The sequence below is a fragment of the Micromonospora sp. C81 genome, from assembly GCF_018070425.1.
Taxonomy (GTDB): Bacteria; Actinomycetota; Actinomycetes; order Mycobacteriales; family Micromonosporaceae; genus Micromonospora; species Micromonospora zamorensis.
Genome location: NZ_JAGPXS010000017.1, coordinates 99,260 through 124,855 on the forward strand (window position 1 = coordinate 99,260; position 25,596 = coordinate 124,855).

21 protein-coding genes are annotated in these 25,596 nt (G+C 71.3%); 9 read left to right on the top strand and 12 right to left on the bottom strand.

From position 1 onward, the window contains the following. Nucleotides 1–255: 255 nt before the first annotated feature. From KBX46_RS24950 to KBX46_RS24975, 6 genes are all read right to left on the bottom strand, one after another. A complete protein-coding gene (locus KBX46_RS24950) occupies nucleotides 256–1,518 on the bottom strand; it encodes an RNA polymerase sigma factor (protein WP_210794309.1) in 1,263 nt (420 codons plus the stop codon). A 3-nt stretch (nucleotides 1,519–1,521) separates the two neighbouring features. Continuing rightward, complete coding sequence (locus KBX46_RS24955) at nucleotides 1,522–1,923, bottom strand: YciI family protein (RefSeq protein ID WP_088946921.1); 402 nt, start codon at nucleotides 1,921–1,923, stop codon at nucleotides 1,522–1,524. Nucleotides 1,924–2,027: 104 nt separating this feature from the next. Continuing rightward, nucleotides 2,028–4,163 carry an alpha-galactosidase gene (locus KBX46_RS24960; RefSeq protein WP_210794275.1) on the bottom strand — a complete coding sequence of 712 codons (2,136 nt, stop codon included), beginning with the start codon at nucleotides 4,161–4,163 and terminating at the stop codon, nucleotides 2,028–2,030. Continuing rightward, on the bottom strand, nucleotides 4,160–5,074 hold the full coding sequence (locus KBX46_RS24965; protein ID WP_210794276.1) for a carbohydrate ABC transporter permease: 915 nt from the start codon (nucleotides 5,072–5,074) through the stop codon (nucleotides 4,160–4,162). Before KBX46_RS24965 ends, KBX46_RS24960 begins: the two co-directional genes overlap by 4 nt. Then, entirely contained in the window at nucleotides 5,071–6,033 is a 963-nt protein-coding gene (locus tag KBX46_RS24970) for a carbohydrate ABC transporter permease (protein WP_088946924.1), read from the bottom strand. The genes KBX46_RS24965 and KBX46_RS24970 overlap by 4 nt, the downstream gene beginning before the upstream one ends. A gap of 21 nt (nucleotides 6,034–6,054) precedes the next feature. Further along, the gene (locus KBX46_RS24975) at nucleotides 6,055–7,383 is read right to left on the bottom strand and encodes an ABC transporter substrate-binding protein (RefSeq protein ID WP_088946925.1); all 1,329 of its coding nucleotides are present in this window, start codon (nucleotides 7,381–7,383) and stop codon (nucleotides 6,055–6,057) included. A 282-nt stretch (nucleotides 7,384–7,665) separates the two neighbouring features. Here KBX46_RS24975 and KBX46_RS24980 point away from each other — a divergent pair, with 282 nt between their 5' ends. The 4 genes from KBX46_RS24980 (at nucleotide 7,666) to KBX46_RS24995 (ending at nucleotide 12,696) form a co-directional block, all read left to right on the top strand. Then, entirely contained in the window at nucleotides 7,666–9,669 is a 2,004-nt protein-coding gene (locus KBX46_RS24980) for a beta-galactosidase (RefSeq protein ID WP_210794277.1), read from the top strand. A gap of 37 nt (nucleotides 9,670–9,706) precedes the next feature. Further along, a complete protein-coding gene (locus KBX46_RS24985) occupies nucleotides 9,707–10,483 on the top strand; it encodes a DeoR/GlpR family DNA-binding transcription regulator (protein WP_088946927.1) in 777 nt (258 codons plus the stop codon). A 144-nt stretch (nucleotides 10,484–10,627) separates the two neighbouring features. Then, complete coding sequence (locus KBX46_RS24990; protein WP_210794278.1) at nucleotides 10,628–11,644, top strand: HEAT repeat domain-containing protein; 1,017 nt, start codon at nucleotides 10,628–10,630, stop codon at nucleotides 11,642–11,644. Between the two features lie 107 nt (nucleotides 11,645–11,751). After that, nucleotides 11,752–12,696, top strand: coding sequence for a sporulation protein (locus tag KBX46_RS24995; RefSeq protein ID WP_210794279.1), 945 nt, complete (start codon nucleotides 11,752–11,754; stop codon nucleotides 12,694–12,696). A 72-nt stretch (nucleotides 12,697–12,768) separates the two neighbouring features. On the opposite strand, the gene KBX46_RS25000 is transcribed toward KBX46_RS24995, so the two are convergent. Together KBX46_RS25000 and KBX46_RS32700 are read right to left on the bottom strand one after the other, a co-directional pair. Next, nucleotides 12,769–13,146, bottom strand: a complete 378-nt coding sequence (locus KBX46_RS25000) for a hypothetical protein (protein WP_088946929.1) — start codon at nucleotides 13,144–13,146, stop codon at nucleotides 12,769–12,771. Nucleotides 13,147–13,325: 179 nt separating this feature from the next. Further along, complete coding sequence (locus KBX46_RS32700; protein ID WP_308159688.1) at nucleotides 13,326–15,368, bottom strand: glycerophosphodiester phosphodiesterase family protein; 2,043 nt, start codon at nucleotides 15,366–15,368, stop codon at nucleotides 13,326–13,328. 190 nt (nucleotides 15,369–15,558) lie between these two features. On the opposite strand from KBX46_RS32700, the gene KBX46_RS25015 reads away from it, so the two are divergent. Further along, nucleotides 15,559–15,978 (top strand): hypothetical protein, encoded by a 420-nt coding sequence (locus tag KBX46_RS25015; protein WP_088951551.1) that lies wholly within the window; start codon nucleotides 15,559–15,561, stop codon nucleotides 15,976–15,978. 103 nt (nucleotides 15,979–16,081) lie between these two features. On the opposite strand, the gene KBX46_RS25020 is transcribed toward KBX46_RS25015, so the two are convergent. Next, nucleotides 16,082–18,376, bottom strand: a complete 2,295-nt coding sequence (locus KBX46_RS25020; RefSeq protein ID WP_210794280.1) for an ATP-binding domain-containing protein — start codon at nucleotides 18,374–18,376, stop codon at nucleotides 16,082–16,084. A 146-nt stretch (nucleotides 18,377–18,522) separates the two neighbouring features. Here KBX46_RS25020 and KBX46_RS25025 point away from each other — a divergent pair, with 146 nt between their 5' ends. Continuing rightward, entirely contained in the window at nucleotides 18,523–19,158 is a 636-nt protein-coding gene (locus KBX46_RS25025; protein WP_210794281.1) for an SGNH/GDSL hydrolase family protein, read from the top strand. Between the two features lie 67 nt (nucleotides 19,159–19,225). Here KBX46_RS25025 and KBX46_RS25030 read toward each other — a convergent pair whose 3' ends face one another. Continuing rightward, nucleotides 19,226–20,359: a sigma-E factor regulatory protein RseB domain-containing protein gene (locus tag KBX46_RS25030; RefSeq protein WP_210794282.1), complete on the bottom strand. Its 1,134-nt coding sequence runs from the start codon at nucleotides 20,357–20,359 to the stop codon at nucleotides 19,226–19,228. Between the two features lie 95 nt (nucleotides 20,360–20,454). Between KBX46_RS25030 and KBX46_RS25035 the strand changes: the two genes are divergently transcribed. Then, complete coding sequence (locus KBX46_RS25035) at nucleotides 20,455–21,111, top strand: response regulator transcription factor (RefSeq protein WP_088946934.1); 657 nt, start codon at nucleotides 20,455–20,457, stop codon at nucleotides 21,109–21,111. A 74-nt stretch (nucleotides 21,112–21,185) separates the two neighbouring features. Then, entirely contained in the window at nucleotides 21,186–22,562 is a 1,377-nt protein-coding gene (locus KBX46_RS25040; RefSeq protein WP_210794311.1) for an ATP-binding protein, read from the top strand. A gap of 311 nt (nucleotides 22,563–22,873) precedes the next feature. Here KBX46_RS25040 and KBX46_RS25045 read toward each other — a convergent pair whose 3' ends face one another. Both KBX46_RS25045 and KBX46_RS25050 read right to left on the bottom strand, forming a co-directional pair. Then, nucleotides 22,874–24,499 carry a tetratricopeptide repeat protein gene (locus tag KBX46_RS25045; protein WP_210794283.1) on the bottom strand — a complete coding sequence of 542 codons (1,626 nt, stop codon included), beginning with the start codon at nucleotides 24,497–24,499 and terminating at the stop codon, nucleotides 22,874–22,876. Nucleotides 24,500–24,556: 57 nt separating this feature from the next. Continuing rightward, nucleotides 24,557–25,018, bottom strand: coding sequence for a MarR family winged helix-turn-helix transcriptional regulator (locus tag KBX46_RS25050; protein WP_088951553.1), 462 nt, complete (start codon nucleotides 25,016–25,018; stop codon nucleotides 24,557–24,559). Nucleotides 25,019–25,067: 49 nt separating this feature from the next. On the opposite strand from KBX46_RS25050, the gene KBX46_RS25055 reads away from it, so the two are divergent. Beyond that, nucleotides 25,068–25,589 (top strand): VOC family protein, encoded by a 522-nt coding sequence (locus KBX46_RS25055; protein WP_210794284.1) that lies wholly within the window; start codon nucleotides 25,068–25,070, stop codon nucleotides 25,587–25,589. The last annotated feature ends 7 nt before the right edge of the window (nucleotides 25,590–25,596 follow it).

A 25,596-nucleotide genomic window follows, 5' to 3' on the forward strand; every position in this document is an offset into this window, starting at 1 on the left:
GCCAACCGTCGCGTGGCGTCCGTGTGGCATCCCCGCCGCCCACCGCTGCGGCTGCGCCGTCGTCGGTCGCGCCGCCGCCCTGGGCCGTTTCCTCGCGCTGGGGTCCGCGACAGGGCTGGGGGCAGGGCTGGCAGGGGTGGCAGGGTAGATCTTGGACACTTTCCGTTCCGCGCTAACGGAAACTGTCCAAGATTGCCCACTGTGGCGGGTGAAGCTGCCTGGATCACGCCGCGCGGGACGAGTTGATCCCTGTCGTTACGGGAGATCGACGGACTCGGCGGCGAGCCGGGCCGCTCGCATGGTGAGATAGCGCTGCTCGGGCAGGCTGCTCGTCCGCGCGGCGGCGGCCCGGTAGTCGACGATCGCCTGCTCGCGGTCACCGGCCATCTCGTGCAGGTGGGCGCGGGCGGCGGGCAGCCGGTGGTGCCCGGCCAACCGGGGGTCGTCGGCCAGGGCGTCGAGGGCGGCGAGACCCGCTGCCGGCCCGTGCACCATGGCCGTTGCCACGGCCCGGTTGAGTGCCACCACCGGGCTGCCGACGAGCCGTTCCAGCACCTCGTAGAGCGCCAGGATCTGCGGCCAGTCGGTCTGCTCGGTGCTCGTTGCCTCGTCGTGCAGGGCGGCGATGGCGGCCTGTACCTGGTACGGGCCGACCGGCCCACGCGGCAACGCCCGGGTGACGAGGGCGACGCCCTCGGCGATCGCCGTCGCGTCCCAGCGGCCGCGGTCCTGGTCGGCCAGTGAGATCAGCTCGCCGGACGGCCCGGTCCGTGCCGGGCCGCGCGCCTCGGTGAGCAGCATCAACGCCAGTAGACCGGCCGACTCGCTGTCGTCGGGCAGCAACGCGTGCAGTGCGCGGGTCAGCCGGATCGCCTCGGCCGCGAGGTCGATCCGGCGCAGGTCCGGGCCGGTGGTGCTGGTGTGCCCCTCGGTGAAGACCAGGTAGAGCACCTGCCGTACGGCCGCCAGCCGGTCGGACCGCTCCTCCGGCTCGGGCATCCGGAACGACAGCCCGGACGCGCGGATGCGCTGCTTGGCACGGCTGATCCGCTGGGCCATGGTCGCCTCGGGCACCAGGAACGCGCGGGCGATCTCGGCGGTGCTCAGTCCGCCGACGGCGCGCAGGGTCAGCGCCACGGCCGACGTCGGGGCGAGCGCCGGGTGGCAGCAGAGGAAGAGCAGGACCAGGGTGTCGTCCCGCTCGGCGGTCAACTCGTCGTCGGCGGCGGGTGCGTACCGCTGGTCGTCCGGGTCCCGACGGGCGACCAGGTCCTCCCGTCGGCGCCGGGCCTGCTCGCCCCGGATCAGCTCGATCATCCGGCGGTAACCGACCTGGATCAGCCAGCCGCGCGGATTCGCCGGCAGCCCGTCGACCGGCCACTGGGTCGCGGCGGCCAGCAGGGCCTCCTGCACTGCGTCCTCGGCGGTGGCGAAGTCACCGAAACGGCGGGCGAGCACGCCGAGGACCTGCGGCGCCAGCTCGCGCAGCAGGTCCTCGGCGTGGGGATCGGTGGTCAGCGTTCACAGCTCCTGCGGTGGGGCGGACATCACCGGGTGCACCTCGATCGGCATGTTCAGCGGCCGTCCGCCGGGGCCGGGCGCGGTGGAGATGTGCGCGGCCAGCTCCACCGCCCGCTGCGGGCTGTCGCAGTCCACGATCCAGAAGCCGGCGAGAAACTCCTTCGTCTCGGCGAACGGCCCCTCGGTGACCACCGGCGCGCCGCCCTCCCCGGCGCGGACGATCCGGGCCTGCTGCGGGCCGCCGAGACCCTGCCCGTCGACCCACTCCCCGGCGGCGGTGAGCTTCTCGTTGACCTCGCCCATGAACGCGATGTGCGCCTGGACCTCCGCCGGCGTCCAGGTGTCGATGCTCGGGAAGTCGGTCCCGGCGGCGCTGAACTGCATCAGCAGCATGTACTTCATGGTTTGCTCCTCACAGCTGTGCACCGTCCTCGGTGCTCTCACCCTGAGGTAGAAGCAGCCAGCGCCGTTCTCGACACCCCGCCCGAAGAATCTCCAGAATCTTTTCAGTCGACGGCGTCGACCTCCAGCACCACGCTCTGCTCCGGGTGCAGCGCGGGCAGTTGGACACCCATCCGGGCCAGTGCCGCCCCGCTCAGGACGACGCCGCCCGCGAGCCGGCCCGGTGCGGACCGGTCGATGGTCGCCGGCGCCGGCACGTCGGATGCCGGCCGCACCCGGTAACGGCGGTCCGGGTCCAGGCCCGGCAGCCGGACGGGGCCGGGGTACGGCGTCGCGGAGGTGGCCAGCCGCGCCACCGCGTACACCGCTCGGGTGCCGTCGTGGTCGATGACGCCGTGCGCCCAGACGGCCGGGTCGGGGTGGTCGACCCGGACCACCCGGCCGGCGTGCAGCAGCGGGCGCAGCCGCTTGTGCAGTGCCACCCAGGCAGCCAGTTCGGTCTGCTCGTCGGTGCTGATCGAGGCGATGTCCCACTCGATGCCGTGGTGGCCGAAGAGTGCGGTGGCCGCCCGGAATCCGAGGTCGTGCACGCGGTTGGTGGTGTGCGAGCGTTGCGGGCCGATGTGCGTGCCGATCAGCTCCGGCGGCAGCAGCAGGCCGGTCCAGCGCTGGATGCTGAGCCGTTCCAGGGCGTCGTTGCAGTCGCTGGCCCAGACCCGGTCGGTGCGCGTCAGGATGGCCAGGTCCACCCGCGCCCCGCCGGACGAACAGCTCTCGATCTCCAGACCCGGGTGGAGGCTGCGCAACTCGTCGAAGAGCCGGTAGACCGCAAGGGTCTGCCCGTGCACCCCCGGGTGGCCGTGGTGCCCGGCCTCGGTGAGGTCCCGGTTCTGGTCCCACTTGAGGTAGCTGATGCCGGGGTGTTCGGTGAGCAGCGCGTGGAGCCGGTCCCGCACGTGGTCGTACGCCTCCGGGCGGCCCAGGTCGAGCACCTGCTGGTTGCGCCAGGACGGCGGCAGTCGCCCTGGTACGGCCAGCAGCCAGTCGGGGTGCGCGCGGAACAGGTCGGAGTCGGGGTTGACCATCTCCGGCTCCACCCAGAGACCGAACTGAAGGCCCCGACCGGTCACGTGGTCGATCAGCGGTTGCAGGCCGTCGGGCCAGACGCCCTCGTCGACGTACCAGTCGCCGAGGCCGGCGGTGTCGTCGCGTCGACCGCGGAACCAACCGTCGTCGAGCACGAACCGCTCCACGCCGATCTGCGCGGCCCGGTCGGCGAGGGCCCGCAGCCGGTCCAGGTCGTGGTCGAAGTAGACCGCCTCCCAGACGTTGAGGGTCACCGGGCGGGGGGAGCGCGGGTGCCCGGGCCGGGCCCGCAGGTGCGTGTGCAGCACGTCGCTGAGCCCGTCCAGCCCGGTGTCGGACCAGACCGCGTAGAGCAACGGAGACTCGTACGACTCGCCGGGGCCGAGCCGGATCTCACCGGGGGAGAGCAGCTCGCCGCCGCCGAGGGTCGACTCGCCGGTGGGCCGGCGCTCGGCGAAGGTGACGTGGTCGCCGCTCCACGCGGTGTGCACCCCCCACACCTCGCCGTGGCCGAAGCCGAACCCGGCGGTGCCCGCCACCAGCAGCAGTGTGGCGTCGTGACCGGTGCGACCGTGTCGACCCTCGCGCACCCAGGCGCCCTGCTGCCACCGGTGCCGCTGCGGGGACCGCTCCCGGCACCACCGGCCGGTCAGGTCGAGCAGTTCGGTGGCGACCGCCGGCACCGGCAGCACCGGGGTCAGCTCCCGTAGCTCGTAGGCCGTGTCGCCGTCGTTGCGCAGCCGGTGCCGGACGGTCAGCAGGCCGTGCGGGTCGAGCATGATCTCGCTGGTCAGGGTCAGCCCGGCGGCCGGGTCCGACGCCCGCACGGTCAGCAGCGCCGCGCCGGGCCCGTCGTCGCGCACGTCCAACCCGTCGAGGCGGAAGGAGGTGGACCAGTCCCGTCCGTCGCGGTGCCCGGCCAGCCCCGGCCGGCCACTCCAGCCCGCACTTGCTTCCGGCAGCAGCGACAGCACGGGCGGCTCGTCGAAGCTGCTCGGCACCACCGGCGGCACTGTCGCGTCCACGAGCTCGCGCAGGCCGTCGTCGTCGAGGTCGCCGACGTCGCCGCCCCAGTGCACGACCCGGGGCAGCCCCGGGCCGCGCGCGTCGAGCACCAAACTGGTCCGCGCGCGGCGCAGGTGCAGGATCGTCATCCCTTTGAGGCTCCCAAGGTCAGGCCCCGGACGAAGTGCCGCTGGAGCATAAAGAAGATCACCAGGGTGGGGATCGCGACGAGCACGCTGCCCGCCGAGACCAGGTTGTTGTCGGTGAAGAACTCGCCGCGCAGGTTGTTCAGTGAGCTGGTCACCGGGAACTTGTCGCCGGTGCGCATCAGGACGGTGGCCCAGAAGAACTCGTTGTAGATCCAGGTCACCTCAAGGGTCGCCAGCGCGGCCAGGGCCGGCCGGCACAGCGGCATGGTGACCTGCCAGTACTGCCGCCAGATGCTCGCCCCGTCGACCATCGCCGCCTCGTACAGGTCGCGCGGTAGCGCCTTCATGTAGTTGCTGAGCACGAAGACGCAGAATCCACACTGGAAGGCGACGTTGATCAGGATCAGGCCCCAGTAGCTGTCGTACAGCAGCTCCGAGTCGCTCATGAACTCCGGCAGTGGCACCTCGGTGAACACCCGGAACAGTGGGATGAGCAGCGCCTGCTGGGGCAGCAGGTTGGCCGCGGTGAACACCCCGAGCAGCACGATGTTGAGCTTCCAACTGAACCGGGCGATCACGAACGCCACGCAGGAGGCGAGGAAGAGGGTCAGCAGCACGGCCGGCACGGTGATGTAGACCGAGTTGAGGAAGTGCTGGCCGAACTCCGCCGTCTGCCAGGCGGTGACGTAGTTGTCGAAGGTCCAGCCGCCGAACGAGACGTAGCCGTTGGCGGCGGTGTAGTCGTACGAGCGCAGAGAGGTCAGCACCGCCCAGGCGATCGGGAAGAGCCAGGCCAGTGCGACGACGATGAGGAAGCCGTGCAGCAACAGCCGCAGCGGGGTCAGCTTGCGGCGGCGCGCCGGCGCCTCGGGCTCGCCCTCGGTGGGCCGGGTGACGGTCGCGGTGCTCATTCCCGGTTCTCCCTCATCACGGTCGCCAGGTAGATGGTGATGAAGACCAGCGAGACGATCAGCATGATCGTCGCCAGCGCCGAGCCGAACCCGATCCGGCTCGCCTCACCCACCACGTTCTGGGTGACCAGCGCCGAGATCAGCTCCAACCCGTTGCGGCCCTTGTTGACCACCCAGACCAAATCGAACGCGCGCAGCGACTCGATCACCGTCACCACCAGCACGATGATGTTGATCGGCCGCAGCACCGGGAAGACGACCCGGAAGAAGGTGCGGCTCTCCGAGGCGCCGTCGACCGCCGCGGCCTCCCGCAACGACGGGTCGACGCCCTTCAGCCCGGCCAGGTAGAGCAGCATGATGTACCCGACGTGCCGCCAGCCGGAGGCGACCATGACCGCCCAGATGTTGACGCTGGAGTCGCCGTACCAGTCGACGTTGCTGCCGAACACCGCGTTGATCAGGCCCTGGTCGCGGGAGTACAGCAGCTGCCACACGAAGCCGATGAGCGCCAGCGAGAGCACCACCGGCAGGTAGAGCGCGGTCTGGTAGAAGCGGCTGCCTTTCAGCTCCTTGTCGAGCAGGACGGCCAGGAACATGCCGAACGGAGTGGCGATCACGAACAGGACCGCCAACCACAGCAGGTTGTGCTGGACCGCCGGCACGAACGGCGGATAGTTGTTCACCACGTCGCTGTAGTTGCGGGCGCCGATGAACTCGATTTCGTTGAGGGGGCCGATGCCGTCCCAGTTGGTGCCGGAGAGCAGCACGGTGGCCGCCGCCGGCAGCCAGACGAACCCGGTGACGAGCAGCAGCGGGACGAGCACCATCAGCGTGATGACCACGCGGTCGGTGCGGGACAGGAGCCGTAGCCGCCGACGACGGCCACGACCACCCGTGGAGGTGGTCGCGGCCGGCGGCGGCACGGCGCGATCCGCTTGGATCAGGGGCAGGTCGGACACGATGTCCTCCCCTTTCCGCCGTCAGTCAGTGAAGATCGACTTTTTCTGGTTCTCGATGGACGAGGTGAGCCCGCTGATGTCCTTGGGGTTCTTGATGAACTGCTGGATCGCCGGGATGATCACCGTCGAGGCGAAGTCCGGCCGGGTGTCACGGTCGAGGAACTGGGCGATCTCGGTGGCCGAGCCGACCAGCTCGGCGGCCTTCTTCTGCAACGCGGTGTAGCCGCTGACGTCGGCGCTGCTGTTGGCGACGAGGGTGGCCGGGTCGTTCTTCACCGTGATGTTCGCGGCGTCCTTGCCGCCCACGTACTCCAGCAGTTTTCTGGCGTTGGCCTCGTTCTTGGGCTTGCGGGCCATCATGTAGCCGTCGATCGGCGCGTCCAGCGCCTTGGCCCCGATCGCCGGGTCGATCTCCGGGAAGGTGAAGAAGTCGAGGTCGCTCTGCTCCTCGTTGCTGAACTGCTGGCCGACGAAGAGGCCGAGCAGGTACATGCCGCTCTTCTTCTGCTGAAGCGACTGCGCCGCCTCCTGCCAGGTGCGGCCGAGGCTGTCCGGCTGGTGCAGGGGGAGCAGACCAGCCCAGGTGTCGAAGACCTTCTTGACCTTGTCGGAGGTCCAGGCCTCCTTGCCGGCCATCAGGTCGATGTGGAACTGGTAGCCGTTGATCCGCAGGTTGAGGATGTCGAAGGTGCCCATCGCCGGCCAGCCGTCCTTGTCGGCGAACGCGATCGGGGTGAGGCCGTCCCTCTTCATCTGCGCGCTGAGCGCGGTGAGCTGGTCCAGGGTCGTGGGCACCTGGTAGCCGTACTGCTGCCACACCGACTTGCGGTAGAACATCGCCCACGGGTAGTACGACGAGGGTACGAAGTACTGCTTGTCGTCGTCCCCGGTGGACGCTTTCTTGAAGGCGTCGGAGAAGCCGGAGAGTTTGCCCCACACGTCACTGATGTCGCTGGCCAGGCCCTTGGCGGCGAAGAAGCGCATCCGGTAGCCGGCGAACCACATGTAGACGTCGTCCGGCTTGCCCTGCAGGTAGTTGTTGATGTTCTCCTGGTACGTGTTGTGGTCGACCGTGTTGATCGCCGGCGTGATGCCGGACGCGGTCTTGAACCCGTCCATGACCTTGGCGGTGACGTCCTTGGGCTTCGGGTCGGACTGGTTCGAGCCGACTGACACGTCCTTCGAGTCCGACCCGGAACCGGAGTCGTCGCCGCAACCGGCGAGCAGGCCGGTGCCGAGCAGCGCGCCGGTGCCGGCAGCGCCGGCCAGCAGCGAGCGTCGGTTGAGGCCGGCGACCGAGGGTGGTACGAGCCGAGCCAGGTACTCGGCTTGGGATTGGGGACGGGACATCTGTGCCTCCTGCGGGTGAAGAGGTGCTACGCCCAAGGGTCATCAGGGTGGTGAAGGCAGAGCGGCCGCCGTGGTCAGCGATCGGGATTCACCGAGAACCCACATTGACGAACACGAACGGCCATTGGGGGCTCAAAGTACCGCTCCGACGGGCGCTGTCAAGAGGGCGTTCCGCCTCCGCTAACCCAGTTGTGACATGGCTGTTACGAGGTAAACGTTGGAAAAAAATCCATGTTGGAACCTGTTGACTTGCCTGTCCGGGCCGGTGCACCCTCAGCTCTCATGCGGCGATGGCAGGGTGACGGCATCTATTTCGGCGGCGACTACAACCCCGAGCAGTGGCCCCAGCAGACCTGGTCCGAGGACATCGAGCTGATGCGCCGTGCCGGGGTCAACCTGGTCTCGGTCGGCATCTTCTCCTGGGCCCTGCTGGAGCCCACACCGGGCCGGTTCGAGTTCGGATGGTTGGACCGGGTGCTGGACCTGCTGCACGACGGCGGCATCCAGGTCGACCTCGCCACCGCCACCGCCAGCCCACCGCCGTGGCTGGCCCGCGCCCACCCGGAGACGTTGCCCCGCCGCGCCGACGGCGCGATCCTCTGGCCCGGCGGACGACAGGCGTACTGCCCCAGCTCACCGGTGTTCCGGGAACGGTCGCTGGAGCTGGTGCGAGCGGTCGCCGGCCGGTACGCCGAGCATCCCGCCGTGGTGATGTGGCACGTCTCCAACGAGTTGGGCTGCCACAACGTGCACTGCTACTGCGACGTCAGCGCCGAGGCTTTCCGCGGCTGGCTGCGGGCGCGCTACGGCGACCTGGACCAGCTCAACGACGCCTGGGGCACCGCGTTCTGGAGCCAGCGCTACGGCGACTGGGCCGAGATCAACCCGCCGCGTACCGCGCCGACCTTCGCCAACCCCACTCAGCAACTCGACTTCCTGCGCTTCTCCTCCGACGAGCAGCGCGCCCAGCTGCGCGCCGAACGGGAGGTGCTGCGGACGTTGGTCCAGCAGCCGGTCACCACCAACTTCATGATCGGCATGGGCGTCAAGCACATGGACTACCACTCGTGGGCCGACGACGTGGACCTCGTCTCCAACGACCACTACCTGACCGCCGCCGACCCGCAGGGACATCTCGGGCTGGCGCTCGCCGCCGACCACACCCGGGGCGTCGCCGGCGGTGACCCGTGGCTGCTCATGGAGCACTCCACCAGCGCGGTCAACTGGCAGCCGCGCAACGTGGCCAAACTGCCCGGACAGCTGCGCCGCAACAGCCTGGCGCACGTCGCCCGGGGCGCGGACGGCGTGCTGTTCTTCCAGTGGCGCGCCTCCCGGGCCGGCGCCGAGAAGTTCCACTCCGCGCTGGTACCGCACGCCGGGCCGGACACCAAGGTGTTCCGCGAGGTCTGCCAGCTCGGCGCGGACCTGAAGGCGCTGGCCGAGGTACGCGGCAGTCGGGTGGACGCCGAGGTGGCGATCCTGTTCGACTGGGACGCGTGGTGGGCGGTCGAGTTGGATTCACACCCCAGCGCCGACGTCACCTACGCCGACCGGCTGGGTGCCCTCCACGGGGCTCTGTGGCGGGCCGGCGTGACCGCCGACATCGTCCACCCGTCGGCGGACCTCAGCGGCTACCGACTGGTCCTGGCACCGACCCTCTACCTGGTGCGGGACGCCGACGTCGAGGCGCTGCACCGCTACGTCGAGGGCGGTGGCACCGCCGCCGTCACCTACTTCAGCGGCATCGTCGACGCGAACGACCACATCCGGCTGGGCGGTTACCCGGGCGCGTTCCGTGAGCTGCTCGGCGTACGGACCGAGGAGTTCTTCCCGCTGCGGGAGGGCGAACAGGTCCGGCTCGACGACGGGAGCACCGCGGATGTGTGGACCGAGTGGCTGCACCCCGAGGGCGCCGAGGTGCTGGCGTCGTACACCGATGGGCCCTTGCCGGGTGTGCCGGCGCTGACCCGCCACCGGGTCGGCGACGGCGCCGCCTGGTACGTCGGCACCCGGCTGGACGAGCCGGCCACCGACCGGTTGGTCGCCCGACTCGTCGACGAGGCCGGTGTCCGCCCGGCCGCGTCGGCACCGTCCGGTGTGGAGGTTGTCCGTCGACGCGACGGCGACCGGAGCTGGCTGTTCGTCATCAACCACACCGATGCCGAGGTGCGGCTCCCGGTGCGCGGCACGGAGTTGCTGACCGGGGCGCACTGCGCCGGTGAGCTGACCCTGCCGGCCGGTGAGGTGGCGGTCGTCCGGGAGGATCGGGCCGACGACCCGGCCTGACCCCGGCGACAGCCACGGCACGAAGGAGGTTCCCCAGATGCTCGCCCAGCAGCGGCAGACCGCCATCCTCGATCTGATCCGCCAACGGGGCGGCGTGCGCGTCAGCCACCTGGTCAGCCGGTTCGGTGTCTCCGACATGACGATCCGGCGCGACCTGGAGGTGCTGGCCGAGCGCGGTCTGGTGGACAAGGTGCACGGCGGGGCGACGCTCGCCGGGCCAGGTTCGGCCGAGGAGCCAGGCTTCGCGGCGAAGTCGATCCGCCAGCAGGCGGAGAAGCGGGCCATCGCCGAGCGCGCGGCAAGAATGGTGGAGCCGGGGATGGCCATCGCGCTCTCCGCCGGCACCACCACCGCCGCGCTGGCCACCCTGCTCTCCGACGTACGCGGGCTGACCGTGGTGACCAACTCCATCCCGGTGGCCGACGCGCTCTACCAGAACCCGCGCGCGGACCAGACCGTCGTGTTGACCGGTGGCATCCGCACCCCGTCGGACGCGTTGACCGGGCCGGTGGCCGAGGCGGCGATCAGCGCGCTCAACGTCGACCTGCTCTTCCTCGGTGTGCACGGGCTCAGCCCTCGCACCGGGCTCACCACGCCGAACCTGCTGGAGGCCGGTGTCAACCGCTGCCTGATCGGCGCGGCGCGTCGGCTCGTGGTGCTCGCCGACCACACCAAGTGGGAGATCATCGGTATCGCCACCATCGCCCCGCTGGAGGCCGCCGACGTGCTGATCACCGACCGCGGCCTGCCGGCGGAGGCGCGTGCCGCGATCGGCGAGCAGGTCGGTGAGCTGGTGATCGTGGAACCCGACTAGGCCGCGCGCAGGCAGGGTCGTCCGGGCCTGATCGACTCGGGTTCACGAAAGTCGGGGTGTCCGGCTCGGGGTGATGCCCCGGTTTTCAGGAACCCGAGTCGATCAGCTCGCACCGCCGGTTGACGTGCCTGGCAGCATTCGGCCGTGGAGTCGCATGAGGTGGCGGAGTTGTTCGACCAGGCGGTGGAGCGGTTACGTCTGGTGATCGGTTCGGTCGGCACCGACGACGGGTCTGACCTGCTTGGCCACGCCGCCAGCTCGGGTGAGGTGGCCGTCGAGCTGGCCGTCGGGAAACTCGCCGATCCGGATCCTGTGGTGCGCGCGGCGGCGTGCGACCTGCTCGGCGTCGCGAGCAGCCAACACATGGACGTACGCGAGGTCGTGGCAACCGCACTGATCGTGCTGGCGGCGAACGAGCCCGACCCCGAGGTGCACTGGTCGATCGCGCGCGCCCTCGGCGACACCTTCGATGCCCGAGCGCTGCCGACCCTGGTCACCCTGGCGGGCAGCCCCGACGCCGACGTGCGGTTCCATGTCGCGGTCGCAGTGCCAGCGGTGCTCGACGATCCTCCGGTGGAGGTCGGAGTGGCAGCGCTGACAACCCTGTGCACCGACTCAGACCCCGACGTGCGCGAGTGGGCAACCTTCGGCCTCGGCTGGTCGACCACCGCCGACGGCGATGACGTCCGGCGGGCGCTGTGGGACCGCACCCGCGACGTCGAACCGGGGGTACGGGAGGAGGGCGCCCGGGGGCTGGCGCGGCGGCGGGACGCGCGGGCACTTCCACTGGTACGCGAACTCCTCGCGCAGGACGCCGTCCACAGACACACCTTCCAGGCCGCCGCCTACCTGGCGGACCCGTCGCTGCTGCCGCTGCTGGACGGGTTCGACCCGACCGCCGAGGGTGTCGCCGAGGCGCTGCTGGAGTGTGACCCGCTGCGCCGTGCCCAGCGCGACGAGGCGGCCTGGCAGGTCATGACCACGCTGCACCTGCTCCGCCCCGATCTGCGGGTCGCACTCCTCGGCGAGCGGTGCGATCTCGGCCTGTTCCTCGACATCGGCGACGGCTCCGGCCGCTGTTTCGTGGACGCGTTGCTGAACAGAGCCGGGTACGACCCGGCTCGTGCAGTCAAACTGGTGATCGCCGGCGTGACGCGCTGATCGAGCTGGCACGCTTCACAGCCACCTCACAGGGGTGCTGGATAGGGTGCCGTTCGAGTCAACGTCCGACTCCAGCCTGGAGCGGTCGGCGTCGCACAGGAGTTTCGATGGTCTTCAAGAAGATGTTGAGCGCGTTCGGTGTCGGCGGTCCCAGTGTGGACACCGTGCTGACCAACCCCAACACCCGGCCCGGCCTGACCCTCGACGGGCAGGTCAACCTCGTCGGCGGCGACGCCGAGGCAGCCATCGAGCAGGTGGTCATCGGGCTGGTCACCCGGGTCGAGGTCGAAGGACACGACACCGAGTACGCGGGCACGATGGAGTTCCACCGGATGGCGGTCAGCGGAGCGCTCAAGCTCGCCCCGAAGCAGCAGCTCTCCATCCCGTTCCAGCTGCCGGTGCCGTGGGAGACCCCGATCACCGACGTGTACGGCCAGCGCCTGCGCGGGATGACGATGGGCCTGCGCACCGAGCTGGCGATCGCCCGCGCCGTCGACAAGAGCGACCTGGACCAGGTGGCCGTGCACCCGTTGCCGGTGCACGAGCGGATCCTGGAGGCGTTCCAGCGGCTCGGCTTCCGGTTCAAGCACGCCGACCTGGAGCGGGGCCACATCCGTGGTGTCCAGCAGACGTTGCCGTTCTACCAGGAGATCGAGTTCTTCGCCTCCCCGCAGTACGCGAGCACGATCAGGGAGGCCGAGTTGACCTTCGTGACCAGTCAGCGCGGCGTGGAGGTCATCCTGGAGTGCGACAAGCGCGGCGGGTTCCTCAGCGCCGGGCACGACGCCTTCGGCCGCTACCAGGTGTCGCACACCGACGCCGACCGGGTGGACTGGGCGCAGGTCGTCGACGGCTGGCTGCGCGAGACCACCTCCCGCTACGGCAGCCTCCGCTCCCAGTACGGCCCGAGCCACGGCCACAGCCGGGGGCACGGGATGGGCGGCATGGTGGCCGGTGCGGCCCTCGGCGTCGCGGGCGGCATGGTCGCCGGCGAGATGATCGAGGACGCGTTCGAGGGTGACTTCGGCGGCGACTTCGGCGGCGACGAGTAGTCGTCCAGACACGACGATGGCCTCCGGGAGATTCTCCCGGAGGCCATCGTGCGCTGTGGTCGCGCTACCCGCTTAGTGGCGGGCCTTGCGCTCCTCGCTGCTGCGCCAGTTGCTGCCGGCCTTGGCCAGGCCCCGGCTACCGAGGTAGCCGAGCGTCAGCAGGGTGATCAGGAACCAGGCGTTGTCGGCCCGGAAGATGTCCACCCCGGCGGAGTTCTTTCCGACGACCTGCGACGCGCCCAGTACGGCGGCCACCGCGATCAGGTAGATCCAGAACTCGGTGGTCTTGAACGCCTGCTTGGTCTCCGTACCAGGTGCCTGCATGTCGTTGCGACGTCCGTCGCGCATGGCTGGCATCTGCTGGGTGGGCATGTCCCGCATCGAGGCGGGGTTCTGCGGGTCGTTCATCGGCCGGTTCATCGGCCGGGTGGAAGCAGCCTGCGTGCTCATCTGGTCCTCCTCAGGATGCGATGAGTCGTACCTGCATTCCCTCGCCCCGCTACCGCGTTTCGGCCACGGCACGGTTCGCTTTCGTGGCGGGGACAACCCCCGACTACCCGAGGCCCGGGAGCAGGTAACACCGATCGCCGGCCGGAAAAATCCGGCCGGCGATCAGGTGGGCCTGCGTGTCAGCGCAGGCCGTTGCGGATCGCGACGCTCACCAACAGGTCGGGGTCGTCGGTGATGATGCCGTCGACACCGAGGTCGATCACCCGCTGCATGACCGCGGCGTCATCGACGGTGTACGGGATCACCTTCAGGTCGTCCCGCGTCTGAAGGCTCCGGACGTCCGGTCCGTGGAAGTACGCCGGGTTCTCCCGCAGGTACCAGTCCGCCGAGGCGACAGTGCCCTGCTTGGGGTCGTGCACCTGCCAGTTGGCCGAGACCGTGCCCGCACCGGCGGCCCGGGTCAGCTTGCCCAGGTCCTGGTGCTTCCACCAGTCCAGTCCACCGGTCCACGGGCTCTTCACCGACGGGTTCCCGTACACCGCCTGCAACGAGCACTCGTCGGCGAGGGACGTGCACTCGGCCGGGCCGTACTGCCAGACCAGCGCGACCGTACCGATCCGCCGGTCGAGCTGCCGCGCGTACGTGATGGTGCGCCAGTCGAACGACTGGATGGTGGCCCGGTTGGTGAAGCCGGCGCGCTGGATGGCGTCGACGAGCTTGCGGGTGAAGCTGCGGTACGGCTCGGTGTCGTTCACCACCGGGCTGATCTTCGTTTCGATGTTCATTCCGATGTCGGTGCGACCACTCGCCTTCACCAGGGCGAAGACCTCGTCCAGGGTCGGGATCCGGGCACCCGGTGCGGGCACCTGCGCGGGCAGTTCGGGCAGCGTCCTCGTGCCGCAGTCGACGGTCTTGAGCTGCGCCAGGGTCAGCTCGTGCACCGGCTTGCCGACGTACGGGAATTTCCGGTCTCCCGGGCGCACCGGGGCGGTGTCGACGCAGTGCGACCCGTTGACGGTGCGGTCGTGCAGCACCACGAGCCTGCCGTCGGCGGTCACGCCGGTGTCCAATTCCAGCGTGGAGATGGCCCGGTTGGACAACGCGTTCGAGAAGGCCGGCAGGGTGTTCTCCGGCCGGGTGGCCCGACCGCCGCGGTGCGCCTGGATGTCGAACGGCGCCGTGTACGCCTTCGGCAGCCGGTAGCCGCGCTGCGCCAGCAGGCCACGCAACCGGTCCGGGTAGTCGGTGATCATGCCGTCCACGCCGTCGTCGATCAGCCTCGCCATGGTCGGCACGTCGTCGACGGTCCACGGGATCACCTTGATCCCGTAGCGGTGCGCATGGGCGACCATCTCCCTGGTGACGTACGGCTGGTAGCCCGGGTCGGTGACAGTGCCGTTCTGCGGGAAGCCGTGCACCGGTGAGAAGGCGCTCGCGCCGAAGCTGCGGATCGCCCTGATCGGATCGCCGCCGAAGTCGTCGATGTCCAACCCGCCCAGCCACGGCGAGGCGCCCGGCTGTCCGGTCTGGAGGAAGTCGTAGTTGGTCAGGGCGACCAGCGGCAACTTCGGTTCGACCTGGCGCATGCGCATCAGCGCGCCCCAGTCGAAGCTCTGGATGGTGACCTGCTTGAGCAGCCCGGCGGCGCGGATCTCGGCCGCGGTGACCCGGACGAACTGGTCCCGGGGCGCGGTCTCGGTCGGCGCGCCCGCCTCCACCTTGGTCTCGACGTTGAGCTTCACGTCCTTCGCCCGATAGCGGTTGACGAGCGCGAAGACCTCACGCAGCAACGGCATCCGGGCACCCGGGACGGCGAGCTGGCCGGGCTTGTCCGGCAGGGTCTTCGAGCCGCAGTCCAGCGAGCGCACCTGGGCCACGGTGAGCGTGTTGACGTACTTCCCGACGTACGGGAACTCCGGGTCGCCGGGCGTCACCGGGGCGGTGTCGACGCACTTGGCGCCACTGATCTTCCGGTCGTGGGTGACGACGGCCTGACCGTCCTCGGTGATCTGCACGTCCAGTTCGAGGGTGGTCACCCCGAGCTGGAGGGCGTTGCCGAAGGAGGCGAGGGTGTTCTCCACCCGCAGCCCGAGGCCGCCCCGGTGGGCCTGCACGTCGAATGTCCGGTCCGGTCGCGGTTTCGCCTGGGCGGGCACCGCGAACCCGGTCGTCACCGTCGCGGCCACCAGGGCCGCGACGGCGGTACGCCGTACTGTGCGCACGCTGTCATCCCCTCTGCCGGCGGGCATCTCCCACCGGTCGCCGGACAGCATGGACATCTCGGACTGCGGGCAGGCGGCCAGTGGGCGGCGCGACGGTGAACCGCCGTGGACGACCTCCCGGTCACGCCGGGTTTGGTCGGCGGGTGGCCGGGCACGCAGTCAGTTCCACAGCTTCTGCGAGGTGATGATCGTGCGTGAGGACGACATGCGGCAGGACGCCGCCCGCCAGGCCGAGGATCGGATCGCCGGAGGCGTGTACGGCAAGGGAGCCGTCGAAGAGGTGACGGTGCCCCGCACCGATGTGCTGAGCGAGATTCAGCGCGACGACCCGCTCGACCCGGCGCACGAACGGATCGATCCGCAGGTGCTGCGCGACGGCGGCCCGGTCGGCGGGCAGGGCGCGGTGACCACCACCGGTGGCACCGCCGGTCCGGCGAGCGTACGCAGGGTGGCCCGGCAGCCGGAGCGACACCCGGGCAAGGTCGCACCGACCACGACCGGCGACGCCACCACCGGCGGCCTGAGCACCCCGATGGGCGGGAGCACCAGCGACCAGTCCACGTCCGCGACCGGACCCGCCAAGTCCACCCAGGATCACGCCGGCGACTAGAGCGGAACCCCGCCGTGATCATGAGGTTGGCGTGGCTGTCGGAGATGACAGTCCACGCCAACCTCATGATCGACGCAGGGGTTGGCCGGGAGGCCGTGGGGGATCAGCTTGTGGGGCGCAGGATGCCCAGGCGTTGGGTGGCTCGGGTGAGCGCGACGTACAGGTCGCTGCGCCCGCGCGGCGACTCGGCCACCATCCGGTCCGGGTCGACGACCAGCACCGAGTCGAACTCCAACCCCTTGGCCTGCGCCACGGTCAGCACCACGACCCGGCTTTCCAGCTCGGGGTGCTCGCCCACGGCGGCCTCCGGCAGGGCCGCTGTCACGGCCGCGCCCAACTCACCCACCCGGCCGGCCGGCACCAGCACGCCGAGCCGACCCTCGGTCAACCGGGCCGCCTCGCGGGCGGCCTCGGCGACCAGCTCCGCCGCCAACCGCTCGTCGGCCACAGCGCGGTCCCACGGGGGTACGCCGCTCTCCCGCACCGAGCGCGGCGGACGCAGCGCCGGGTCGATCTCCGCCAGCACCTCGGCGGCGACCGCCATGATCTCGGCAGGGGTGCGGTAGCTGACCGTCAGCTCGGTCAGCCGCCACCGCTGGGCGACGTACGGGGCCAGGGCATCCGCCCAGGAGGGCGTGCCGCTGAGCGCGCCGGTCTGAGCGACGTCCCCGACGATCGTCATCGACCGGCTCGGGCAGCGGCGCATCAGCAGCCGCCACGCCATCGGCGAGAGCTCCTGTGCCTCGTCCACGATGACGTGGCCGAACGCCCACGTCCGGTCGGCGGCGGCCCGCTGCGCGGTGGTGAGGCGGTCGGCCTCCTCCTGCCGCTCCAGCAGCCGGTCCGCGTCGATCAGGTCGGTGACGCCGAGGATCTCACCGCCCTCGGCCTCGTCCTCGACGTCGATCGAGCGGGAACCCCGGGCGATCTCCAGCACGCCCTCGGCGTACTCCCGTTCCATCATCCGGATGCGGTCCCGCCGGGCGGCGGCGGCGCGCTCGTCCTCGCCGAGCAGCTCGGCGGCCTCGTCGAGCAGCGGCACGTCGGCCGGCGTCCACCCACCCGGCTCCCGCCGCAGCAGCGCCCGCTCGTCCTCGGTCAGCATCGGCGTGGCGGCGGCGATGCGCTCCGGGTCGGCGTACAGGTCGGCGAGCAGCCGCTGCGGGGTGAGCACCGGCCACAGCCGGTCCAGGGCGGCCTGGATCTCCGTCTCCTCGCGCAGCTCGCGGCGGATCTCGGCCCGGTCCGCCTCGTCGAGCAGGTTGTCCCCGCCCAGCGGGTCGGCGCCGATCCGCTCGGCCACCTGGTCGGCGATGGCGTGCACGATCTCCACGTCGAACAGCGCGCGGGCCAGGTTGTGCGGGCGGTCGACGCGGCGTACCCGGTCCCGGGCGGCCCGCACGATCTCCGGGTCGAGAGTCAGCGTCTCCCGCTCGACCTCGATCTCCAGCGGCTCGTCCGGCACCCACTGCCGGTCCCGCACGGCCAGCGCCAGGACCTCGGCGAGCACAGCCCGGCCCTTCAGCGCCGCGGTCTCGGCCGGTTCGGTCCGTTGGGCGCTCACGCCCGGGAAGAGATCAGCCTGGGTACGCAGCAGCACGCCGGTCTCCGCCAGCGTCGGCAGCACCTGGGAGATGTAGCGCAGGAAGGTCGCGTTCGGGCCGACCAGCAGCACGCCCCGGCTGGAGAGTTCGCGTCGGTGGGTGTAGAGCAGGTACGCCGCCCGGTGCAACGCGACAGCGGTCTTGCCGGTGCCGGGACCGCCCTGGACCACCATGACCCCCGGCAGCTCCGCGCGGATGATCTGGTCCTGTTCGGCCTGGATGGTCTCGACGATGTCGCGCATCCGGCCGGTCCGGCCCGCGTTGAGCGCGGCGAGCAGGGACGCCTCGCCGGTCAGCTCCTCGTGGCCGCCGGGTGCGGCGGTGTCGATGTCGAGCACCTCGTCGTTCAGGCCCGTGACCTTCCGCTGCCGGGTGCGCAGGTGCCGGCGCCGGCGTACGCCCTGCGGGTTGGCGGCGGTGGCGAGGTAGAACGGGCGGGCTGCCGGAGCCCGCCAGTCCATCAGCAGCGGGTCGTAGTCACCGCTGGTGTCGAAGATGCCGATCCGGCCGATGTAGCGGCGGGAGTCGTCGTCACCGTCGAGGCGGCCAAAGCAGAGCCCATTCTCCACGGCGGAGAACTGCTCGACCTGATCGGCGTACATCGCTACCGAGCTGTCGCGCTGCGAGCGGTCCTGGAGGGTGCCGCCGGTGTTGCGCAGCTCGGCGGTGAGCCGGTGGGCGGCCTGCTCACGCAGCCCATCCAGCCGGTCGTAGAGCATCGAGACGTACTCCTGCTCGCGACCGATCTCGTCGTCGAGCGGCAATTCGCCGGAACCGCCGGAGTGCCTTGACAAGCCGTCTCCCTAAAGATTAGAATCCTTTGCAGGAACGGCTTATAGCCGTTCTTTTTTGTGTCCTCGAACTGTTGAAGATAGCGCGTTGCGTCGGCTCTCACCAAGCCGGACGGGTCGGCGCGCCGGTGATCGCGAGGTGGCGGCGGATGATCCTGCGGACCGGGCAACGGGTGGTCTTCATCGGGGACAGCATCACCGATTGTGGTCGACGCGACGTCGCCGCGCCCTACGGCAGCGGATACGTGAGCCTCGTGCGCGCCCTGGTCGACGCACGGCACCCCGAGTTGGAGCTGGAGTGGGTCAACCGGGGTGTGGGCGGCGACACGGTGCGGGACCTGGCCGCCCGGTGGGACGACGACGCCATCGGCGAGCGCCCCGACTGGCTCGCGGTGCTGATCGGCATCAACGACATCTGGCGGCACTACGGTGACCGGCCGGATGAGGCAGTCGGCATCGAGGAGTACGAGCGCACCCTGCGTGACCTGCTTCGACGGGCGGTTGCCGCCACCGGCTGCCGACTGATCCTCGGTGACCCGTTCTTCATCGAGGCGGACCGGAGCGTCCCGCAACGCGCCGACACGGACCGGTACGCGGCGGTCGTGGCGGGGCTGGCCACCGAGTTCGACGCGGTGCACGTGGCCAACCAGGCGGCGTTCGACCGGGTGCTGGCGGTGAGCCCGGCGACGCGCTGGGCCGACGACCGGGTCCACCCGCACCTGCCCGGCCACGCGGTCCTCGCCGACGCCTACCTCACCGCACTCGGCGTGACCTCCGCCCGCTGACCGGGCGTCCACGGCAGCGAAGCGCCGGGCCGACCGTCAGGTCGACCCGGCGCGAACACCGTGTGGATCAGCCGCGCGCGGCCTGGTACAGCCGCTCCGGGGTGACGGCTCCGGCGAGCACCCGCCCGTCATCGGTGAGCAGCACGCTGAACAGCTTGCTGCTGAAGAGCCGACCGCTGCCCCAGTCACCACTGACCGCCGGCAGCCCACCGAGCAGCTTCGACATGTCCACGTCCGGCGAGCCGGCCGGTGGCGTAACCGGCTTCGCGGAGGTCTTCGGGCCGCCTTCGAGCCCGTCGAGGCGGCCGACCAGCACGGTCGTCCAGCCGGAGCCCACCGTACGCACCTGCGGCTCACCCGAGGGTGCGGCGTGGCCAGGCTTGCCGGCACCCGGGCCGGCGGCCGACCGCTCTGCCTTCTCCTCGGTGACGGTCACACCGGGCGGCGGGTTGAAGGTGAACTGGTCGGCGTCCGGGCGGCGGTAGTCGACCTGGGTGAAGGCCATCTCGAACGCCGGCCGGTCGCTGCCCTTCGCGAGCACCTCGAAGCGCAGCGGCACGTGCTGCTTGGCGTCGATGGCGATCCGCAACTGGTGCACCAGTGAGTCCTTGTCGCGCGGCTGGAGCACCAACTCGTAGGCGTCCTGGCCGGCGACCGTGGCCGACCGGCCGACGCTGACCTCGGTGCTCGGGTCGATCGCGCCCAACGCCAGGTCGGCGGCCTGCTGCGGGGTGGCCGGCATGGTCGCCGCCGCGTCGGGGACCGGCTTTCCGGCGTCGCCGCCCAGCGTGAGGTGCTTGGCGGTGTTGCTGCGACTCTGCCAGGTCCAGACGTCCCGGCCGTTGCGGATCACGTCCTGCTCGCCCAGGGTGTCCAGCAGCGCGACCCGCTGCTGATCCGGGCCGGAATACCAGACCCGCAGGGTGTGCGTGCCAGTCAGCATGGTGGTCAGCTCATTGCCGGAGACCAGCCCGACGAGTGGTGGCAGGCCGAGATCGGCGCGCTGCACGACGGTCCCGGACAACCCCTCCAGCCGGGAGGTCTGCAGATCGACCAGAAGCTGGGCCGCGGTACGCGGTGGCAGGCTCGGCTCCGCCTCGGCGGCGAACGTGCCGATCGCCGCGCCCCCGCCGATGACGGCGACGGCAGCCGTGGCCGGGACCAGCCAACGAAGGACGGGACGGCTTCTCAGAACGGACATGGTGACACCTCCTCCGCACATCCTCCTCCCTGTGCGCTGTGAGTGTGCTGAGGACGCCGGACCAGCACGTTTGACCCGGGTGGCACCCTTGGACCGTGCGCTTGCTGGTAGTGGAGGACGAAGCCCGGTTGGCGGCCGCCCTGCAGCGCGGCCTCCAGGCGGAGGGGTTCGCGGTGGATGTGGCGGGGACCGGTCCGGCCGGCCTGGACGCGGCCCGGCACGGCGGGTACGACGCGATGATCCTCGACGTGATGCTGCCCGGCCTCTCCGGCTACGAGCTGGTCCGGCGGCTGCGGGCCGAGCAGCACTGGTTGCCGGTGCTGATGCTCTCCGCCAAGGACGGCGAGTACGACCAGGCTGACGGCCTCGACTGCGGGGCCGACGACTACCTGACCAAACCCTTCTCGTACGTGGTGCTGCTGGCGCGGTTGCGGGCGCTGCTGCGCCGGGGCGCGCCGGAACGCCCGGCGGTGCTGGCGGTCGGTGACCTGCGACTGGACCCGGCCCGCCGACGGGTGACCCGGGCCGACGACGAGGTGACCCTGACCGCGCGGGAGTTCGCGCTGCTGGACTACCTGATGCGCCGGCCCGGCCAGGTCGTCTCCAAGACCGAGCTGCTGGACCACGTCTGGGACGCGAGCGTGGAGACCGCGCCGAACGCCGTCGAGGTGTATGTCGGTTACCTGCGCCGCAAGCTCGGCCGCGACCGGCTGGAGACGGTCCGGGGCGCCGGTTACCGGCTGGCGACGTGACCGCCGACGCCCCGGTGGGTGCCCGCCGGGCGTGGCTCGGCTGGATGCCGGTGCTCGGGCTGCGGGGGCGGCTCATGGCGCTCGGAGTGTTCGGCCTCACCATCGGCCTCGCCCTGGGCGGGGTGGTGCTGCTCGGCGCGCTCGGCTTCGTGCTCCAGCGGACGGTCGACACCGAGGCGTTCCGGACCGCCGACGCGGTCGCCCTGCTCGCCGCCGAGGACGCGCTGCCCGACCCGCTGCCGGTGGCCGGTGGCCAGGTGCGCGTCCAGGTCGTCGACGCGCAGGGGCGGATCAGGGCCGCCTCGATCGACGCCGACCGGCTGGTGCCGATGGTCCGCCCGGAGCGGCTGGACCGGGACCGCCGCCAGCGCCTGGACGTGCCGGCCGAGCGGGTCGGGCTCGCCGGTCCGGTCCGGGTGGTCACCGTTCCCGCCGGCACCGCGGCCGACCCGCTCACCGTGCTGGTCGCCCGCTCGATGGCCGACGTGCGGCACAGCGCGCACGTCGTCCGGACCATCCTGCTGGTGGCGTTCCCCCTGTTGGTGGCCGTGCTGGCCGCCGTGGCGTGGCGGGTGGTGGGCGCGACCCTGCGCCCGGTCGAGGCGCTCCGCCAAGGCGCCGAGGAGATCACCGGGCGGGCCGGCGCCGGCCGGTTGCCGGTGCCCGCGTCGGCCGACGAGATCCACCGGTTGGCGGTCACCCTCAACGGCATGCTGGACCGGCTGGAATCGGCCCGGATCCGCCAGCGGGCGTTCGTCTCCGACGCCGCACACGAGCTGCGCAGTCCGTTGACCAACATCCGGACCGAGCTGGAGGTGGCCCAGCGTCTCGCCGACCGGACGGACTGGACGGCCGTCACCACCAACCTGCTCACCGACACCGAGCGACTGAGCCGGCTGGTCGACGACCTCCTGCTGCTGGCCCGCCTGGACGAAGCGCCACCGACCCGGGGCGTCGGCCCGGTGGAGTTGGGCGCGCTGCTGGCCGAGGTCGCCGCCCGTTACCCGTCGCCGCCGGTTCGGTTGACGCCGCCGCCGGGCCCGCTCTGGACGACCGGCAACGCCGACGAGCTGCGGCGCGTGCTGGCCAACCTGGTCGACAACGCGGTCCGGCACGCGTACGGCAGTGTGGTGCTCGCCGCCGAGGCGGCGTCGACGGACGGGCGTGGCTCCGGGGCGTACCACCTGGTGACGGTGACCGACGACGGCCCGGGGATCCCGGTCGCGGACCGGGAGCGGGTCTTTGATCGGTTCACCCGGCTGGATGACGGACGGGCCCGCGACGACGGGGGCGCCGGCCTGGGGCTGGCCATCGTCCGGGAGCTGGTTCGACGTGCGGGCGGCAGCATCAGCCTGACCGACGCGCCGGAGCAGTGCGGGCTGCGAGTGTGTCTGCTGCTGCCAGCGTTTCCGGGCGAGGACGGCCCTGGGCCACAGATTGACGGTCCGTGACGGCGAGCCTGCCCCCACCCACCCCCCGATCACCCCTTTGCTCTGCACCCGCGGACGCGACAGCTACGTAGCGTGATACCTCGCCGATGCCTGTCGAAGCGGCTGCCGCGACGTCTCAGCTGTTCGTCCGCGGTGGTGCATCGAGGTATGCAGAGCAAAGGCGGGGTGGGATGTTGTGGCTGGGTGCGCCGGAGGTGACGCAATGTCACGGCAGTCTTGTCAGTGGGCAAGCCACGGTGAGTGAGGTCGGCAGGGCGGGGCCGGCAGGGCTTGGCCGGCGAGGGTGTGGTCGGCTGGGCGTGCCTGGCGGGTCAGCGGCGGCGGGTGCAGACCTGCTCGGAGCTGGCGACGGTGTCGGTGGACCAGACGACGGCGACCGTGAAGCAGTAGTCGTTGGTGCGGTTGAGCGCGTAGATGACGTAGCTGGTGGTGCCGGCGGGCAGCGTCGCGAAGACGTTGCGGTCCTGGCCGGTCCGGCCACCCGCGATGACCACCGGGCCCTCGCTGCCGGCAGGGTAGGTCCAGTTCAGCGCGATGCTGTCCCGGCTGTCGCGCAGCGTCACCGCGCCGGGCGGGCTGCCGGGCGGTGCCGCGGGGCCAGCCGACGGCGGCGGGGTGCCGGTGGAGGCGGGCGCGGTGCTGGCCGGTGAGGCGGTGCTGGCCTGTGAGGTGGCGCTGGGGGAGCCGCTCGCCGGGGGCGGGGCCGGCTCGTCGTCGCCGTCGACCTGGGCCACCCCGGCGATCACGGCGGCGGCGCCGAGCAGGACCACGACCACGCCGGCCACCAGCACCGGCACCAGCCGCTTGCGCTGCGCCGACGGCACCCGGTGCACGGGCACCGGCAGCAGCCGGGACGGTGTGTACGGCTCAAGTGGCGCGTACGGGTCGGACGGCTCGTACGGGTCGGACGGCGGGTGCGCGTCGGCCCGGCGCAGCCTGTAAACCCCGGACTGCTCCTCCGTGCCGCCGGCCAGCCCGACCACGGACGGGGGCACCGGGGTGTCGGTGGTGTACGACGAGGGTTCGCTCGTCGGCTCGGGTGGCCATCTGGTGCCCGCCGGCCCGACCGGTTCGTCGGCAGGCACCCGGGGGTTCGGAACGGATCCGCCGCCCGCCGCCGCCCCGGTGTGGTGCGGGGGAGGCGCGGGCGGGTCGTAGTCGGAGTCGCCCGGGTCGTCGCGGTGCGGAGGGACACGGGCGGCCGGCACCACCGGGGTGTCCCGGGCCGTGGGCGTGTCGTCGGCGCAGGCATGGTCGGGGTTGGCCGCCGCCCGGGCCAGCGTCGCCACCTGTGCCGCCAGCGGGTCGTCGGCGGGCAGGTGCTGCCGGCACAGCTCGCGGGCCAGCGCCAGGTTGTCGTGCGCCTCGGCGAACTGCCCGCAGTCCCGCTGCATCGCCCCGAGCCGCGCCAGCATCTTGATGCCGCTGGGGTGCCCGTCGCCGTACACCTCGCGGTGCAGCTCCCAGGCATCCTGGAGCCGGTCACGGGCCACCGTGCACTGCCCGCGGGCGTACTCGACGGTGGCCAGGTCGGCGTGCGCCGCGAGCACCCGCAGCGACTCCGGACCGTCCTGTGCGGTCAGCTCGATGATGACTTCCTGGTAGAGCCGGGCGGCCCTCGAATGGCTGCCGACCCGGTGCAGCACCGCGGCCAGGGTCGCCGCGGCGGCCACGGTGCGCGGGTCGGAGCGGCCGTGCAGTCGGGTGGTGGCCGCGTACGCGAACGCGGCCCACCCCCGGGCCGAGTGCGGCTCACCGAGAGCCACCAGCACCCGCGCCTGGAGGCTGGCCGCCTCGGCCAGCTCTCCGGTTGCGTTGGCCGGGCGGGGGTCGGCGTCGGTGAGCGCGTCGGAGAGCAACTGCTGCGCGCCGGCCAGATCACCGGCCGACACGAGGTGGTGCGCCTGATCAGTCAGTTCGCCGAAGCCGGAAGACACGCCCCATCGTGCTCATCCGACGACGGTAAGTACAAGACCCGCGCCGGTGTCGATTGGTCAGGATCCGGTCAGGTGCTCGGCCAACGTCTCGCTGATCCGGCGCAGCTGGTCGACCTGGGCGGGGCTCAACGCGTCGAACAGGTGCCGTCGTACCCCCTCGACGTGGCCGGGCGCGGCGGCCGCGAGGGTGGCGAAACCCTCGTCGGTGAGCACCGCGATCTGCCCTCGTCGGTCGGTGGGGCACTCCTCGCGGCGCACCCAGCCGGCGGCCTCCAGCCGGGCCACGGCGTGCGACAGCCGGCTGCGCGACGAGCCGGCGGCCTGGGCCAGCTCGCTCATCCGCAGTTGGCGGCCGGGGGCCTCGGAGAGTTGGACCAGGATCTCGTAGTACGCGTGCGGCATGCCCGCCTCGCGTTGCAGCTCGCGGTCGAGCGTGTCCATCAGCACCCGGGAGGCGGTGAGGTACGCGCGCCAGGTGCGTTGCTCGTCGGGGTCCAGCCAGCGGGTCATGACAGCCATCATATCCCCTATAGTTGAACGTTCAACAAAACCGCGCTAGTCTCGGGTCATGGGTATCCACCGGCTCAACCACGCGGTCCTCTACGTCAGTGACCTCGCCCGCAGTGTCGCGTTCTACAGCGACGTGCTGGGCTTCCGCCCGGTGGCGATGACCCCGGACGGCTTCCGGGGTGCCACCTTCCTCCAGGCCCCCGACTCCACCAACGACCACGACCTCGGCCTGTTCGAGATCGGCGCCGCCGCCGGGCGGTCGACCGCCGGTCGAGCCACCGTCGGCCTCTACCACCTCGCCTGGGAGGTGGACACCCTCGACGAGCTGGCCGCCACCGCCGAGCGACTCGCCGCCGCCGGCGCGCTGGCCGGCACCTCCGACCACGGCACGACCAAGAGCCTCTACGGCAAGGACCCGGACGGTCTGGAGTTCGAGATCGTCTGGCTGATCCCCGCCGACCTGCTCGACGACAGCGCGCTGGCCGCCCGCAAGCAGATCGGTCGGCTCGACCTGGACGCCGAGCGGCAGCGCTACGGCGGGCAGACCAAGGGCGGAGTGGGGATCTCCGTCCCGGCCTGATCGGTCG

Bases quoted from the DNA above. Each gene is read 5' to 3' on its own strand.
- KBX46_RS24955 (WP_088946921.1), bottom strand. From the start codon at position 1,923: ATGAAGTACATGCTGCTGATGCAGTTCAGCGCCGCCGGGACCGACTTC.
- KBX46_RS24960 (WP_210794275.1), bottom strand. From the start codon at position 4,163: ATGACGATCCTGCACCTGCGCCGCGCGCGGACCAGTTTGGTGCTCGAC.
- KBX46_RS24965 (WP_210794276.1), bottom strand. From the start codon at position 5,074: ATGAGCACCGCGACCGTCACCCGGCCCACCGAGGGCGAGCCCGAGGCG.
- KBX46_RS24975 (WP_088946925.1), bottom strand. From the start codon at position 7,383: ATGTCCCGTCCCCAATCCCAAGCCGAGTACCTGGCTCGGCTCGTACCA.
- KBX46_RS24980 (WP_210794277.1), top strand. From the start codon at position 7,666: ATGCGGCGATGGCAGGGTGACGGCATCTATTTCGGCGGCGACTACAAC.
- KBX46_RS24985 (WP_088946927.1), top strand. From the start codon at position 9,707: ATGCTCGCCCAGCAGCGGCAGACCGCCATCCTCGATCTGATCCGCCAA.
- KBX46_RS24995 (WP_210794279.1), top strand. From the start codon at position 11,752: ATGGTCTTCAAGAAGATGTTGAGCGCGTTCGGTGTCGGCGGTCCCAGT.
- KBX46_RS25000 (WP_088946929.1), bottom strand. From the start codon at position 13,146: ATGAGCACGCAGGCTGCTTCCACCCGGCCGATGAACCGGCCGATGAAC.
- KBX46_RS25025 (WP_210794281.1), top strand. From the start codon at position 18,523: ATGATCCTGCGGACCGGGCAACGGGTGGTCTTCATCGGGGACAGCATC.
- KBX46_RS25030 (WP_210794282.1), bottom strand. From the start codon at position 20,359: ATGTCCGTTCTGAGAAGCCGTCCCGTCCTTCGTTGGCTGGTCCCGGCC.
- KBX46_RS25040 (WP_210794311.1), top strand. From the start codon at position 21,186: ATGGCGCTCGGAGTGTTCGGCCTCACCATCGGCCTCGCCCTGGGCGGG.
- KBX46_RS25050 (WP_088951553.1), bottom strand. From the start codon at position 25,018: ATGGCTGTCATGACCCGCTGGCTGGACCCCGACGAGCAACGCACCTGG.
- KBX46_RS25055 (WP_210794284.1), top strand. From the start codon at position 25,068: ATGGGTATCCACCGGCTCAACCACGCGGTCCTCTACGTCAGTGACCTC.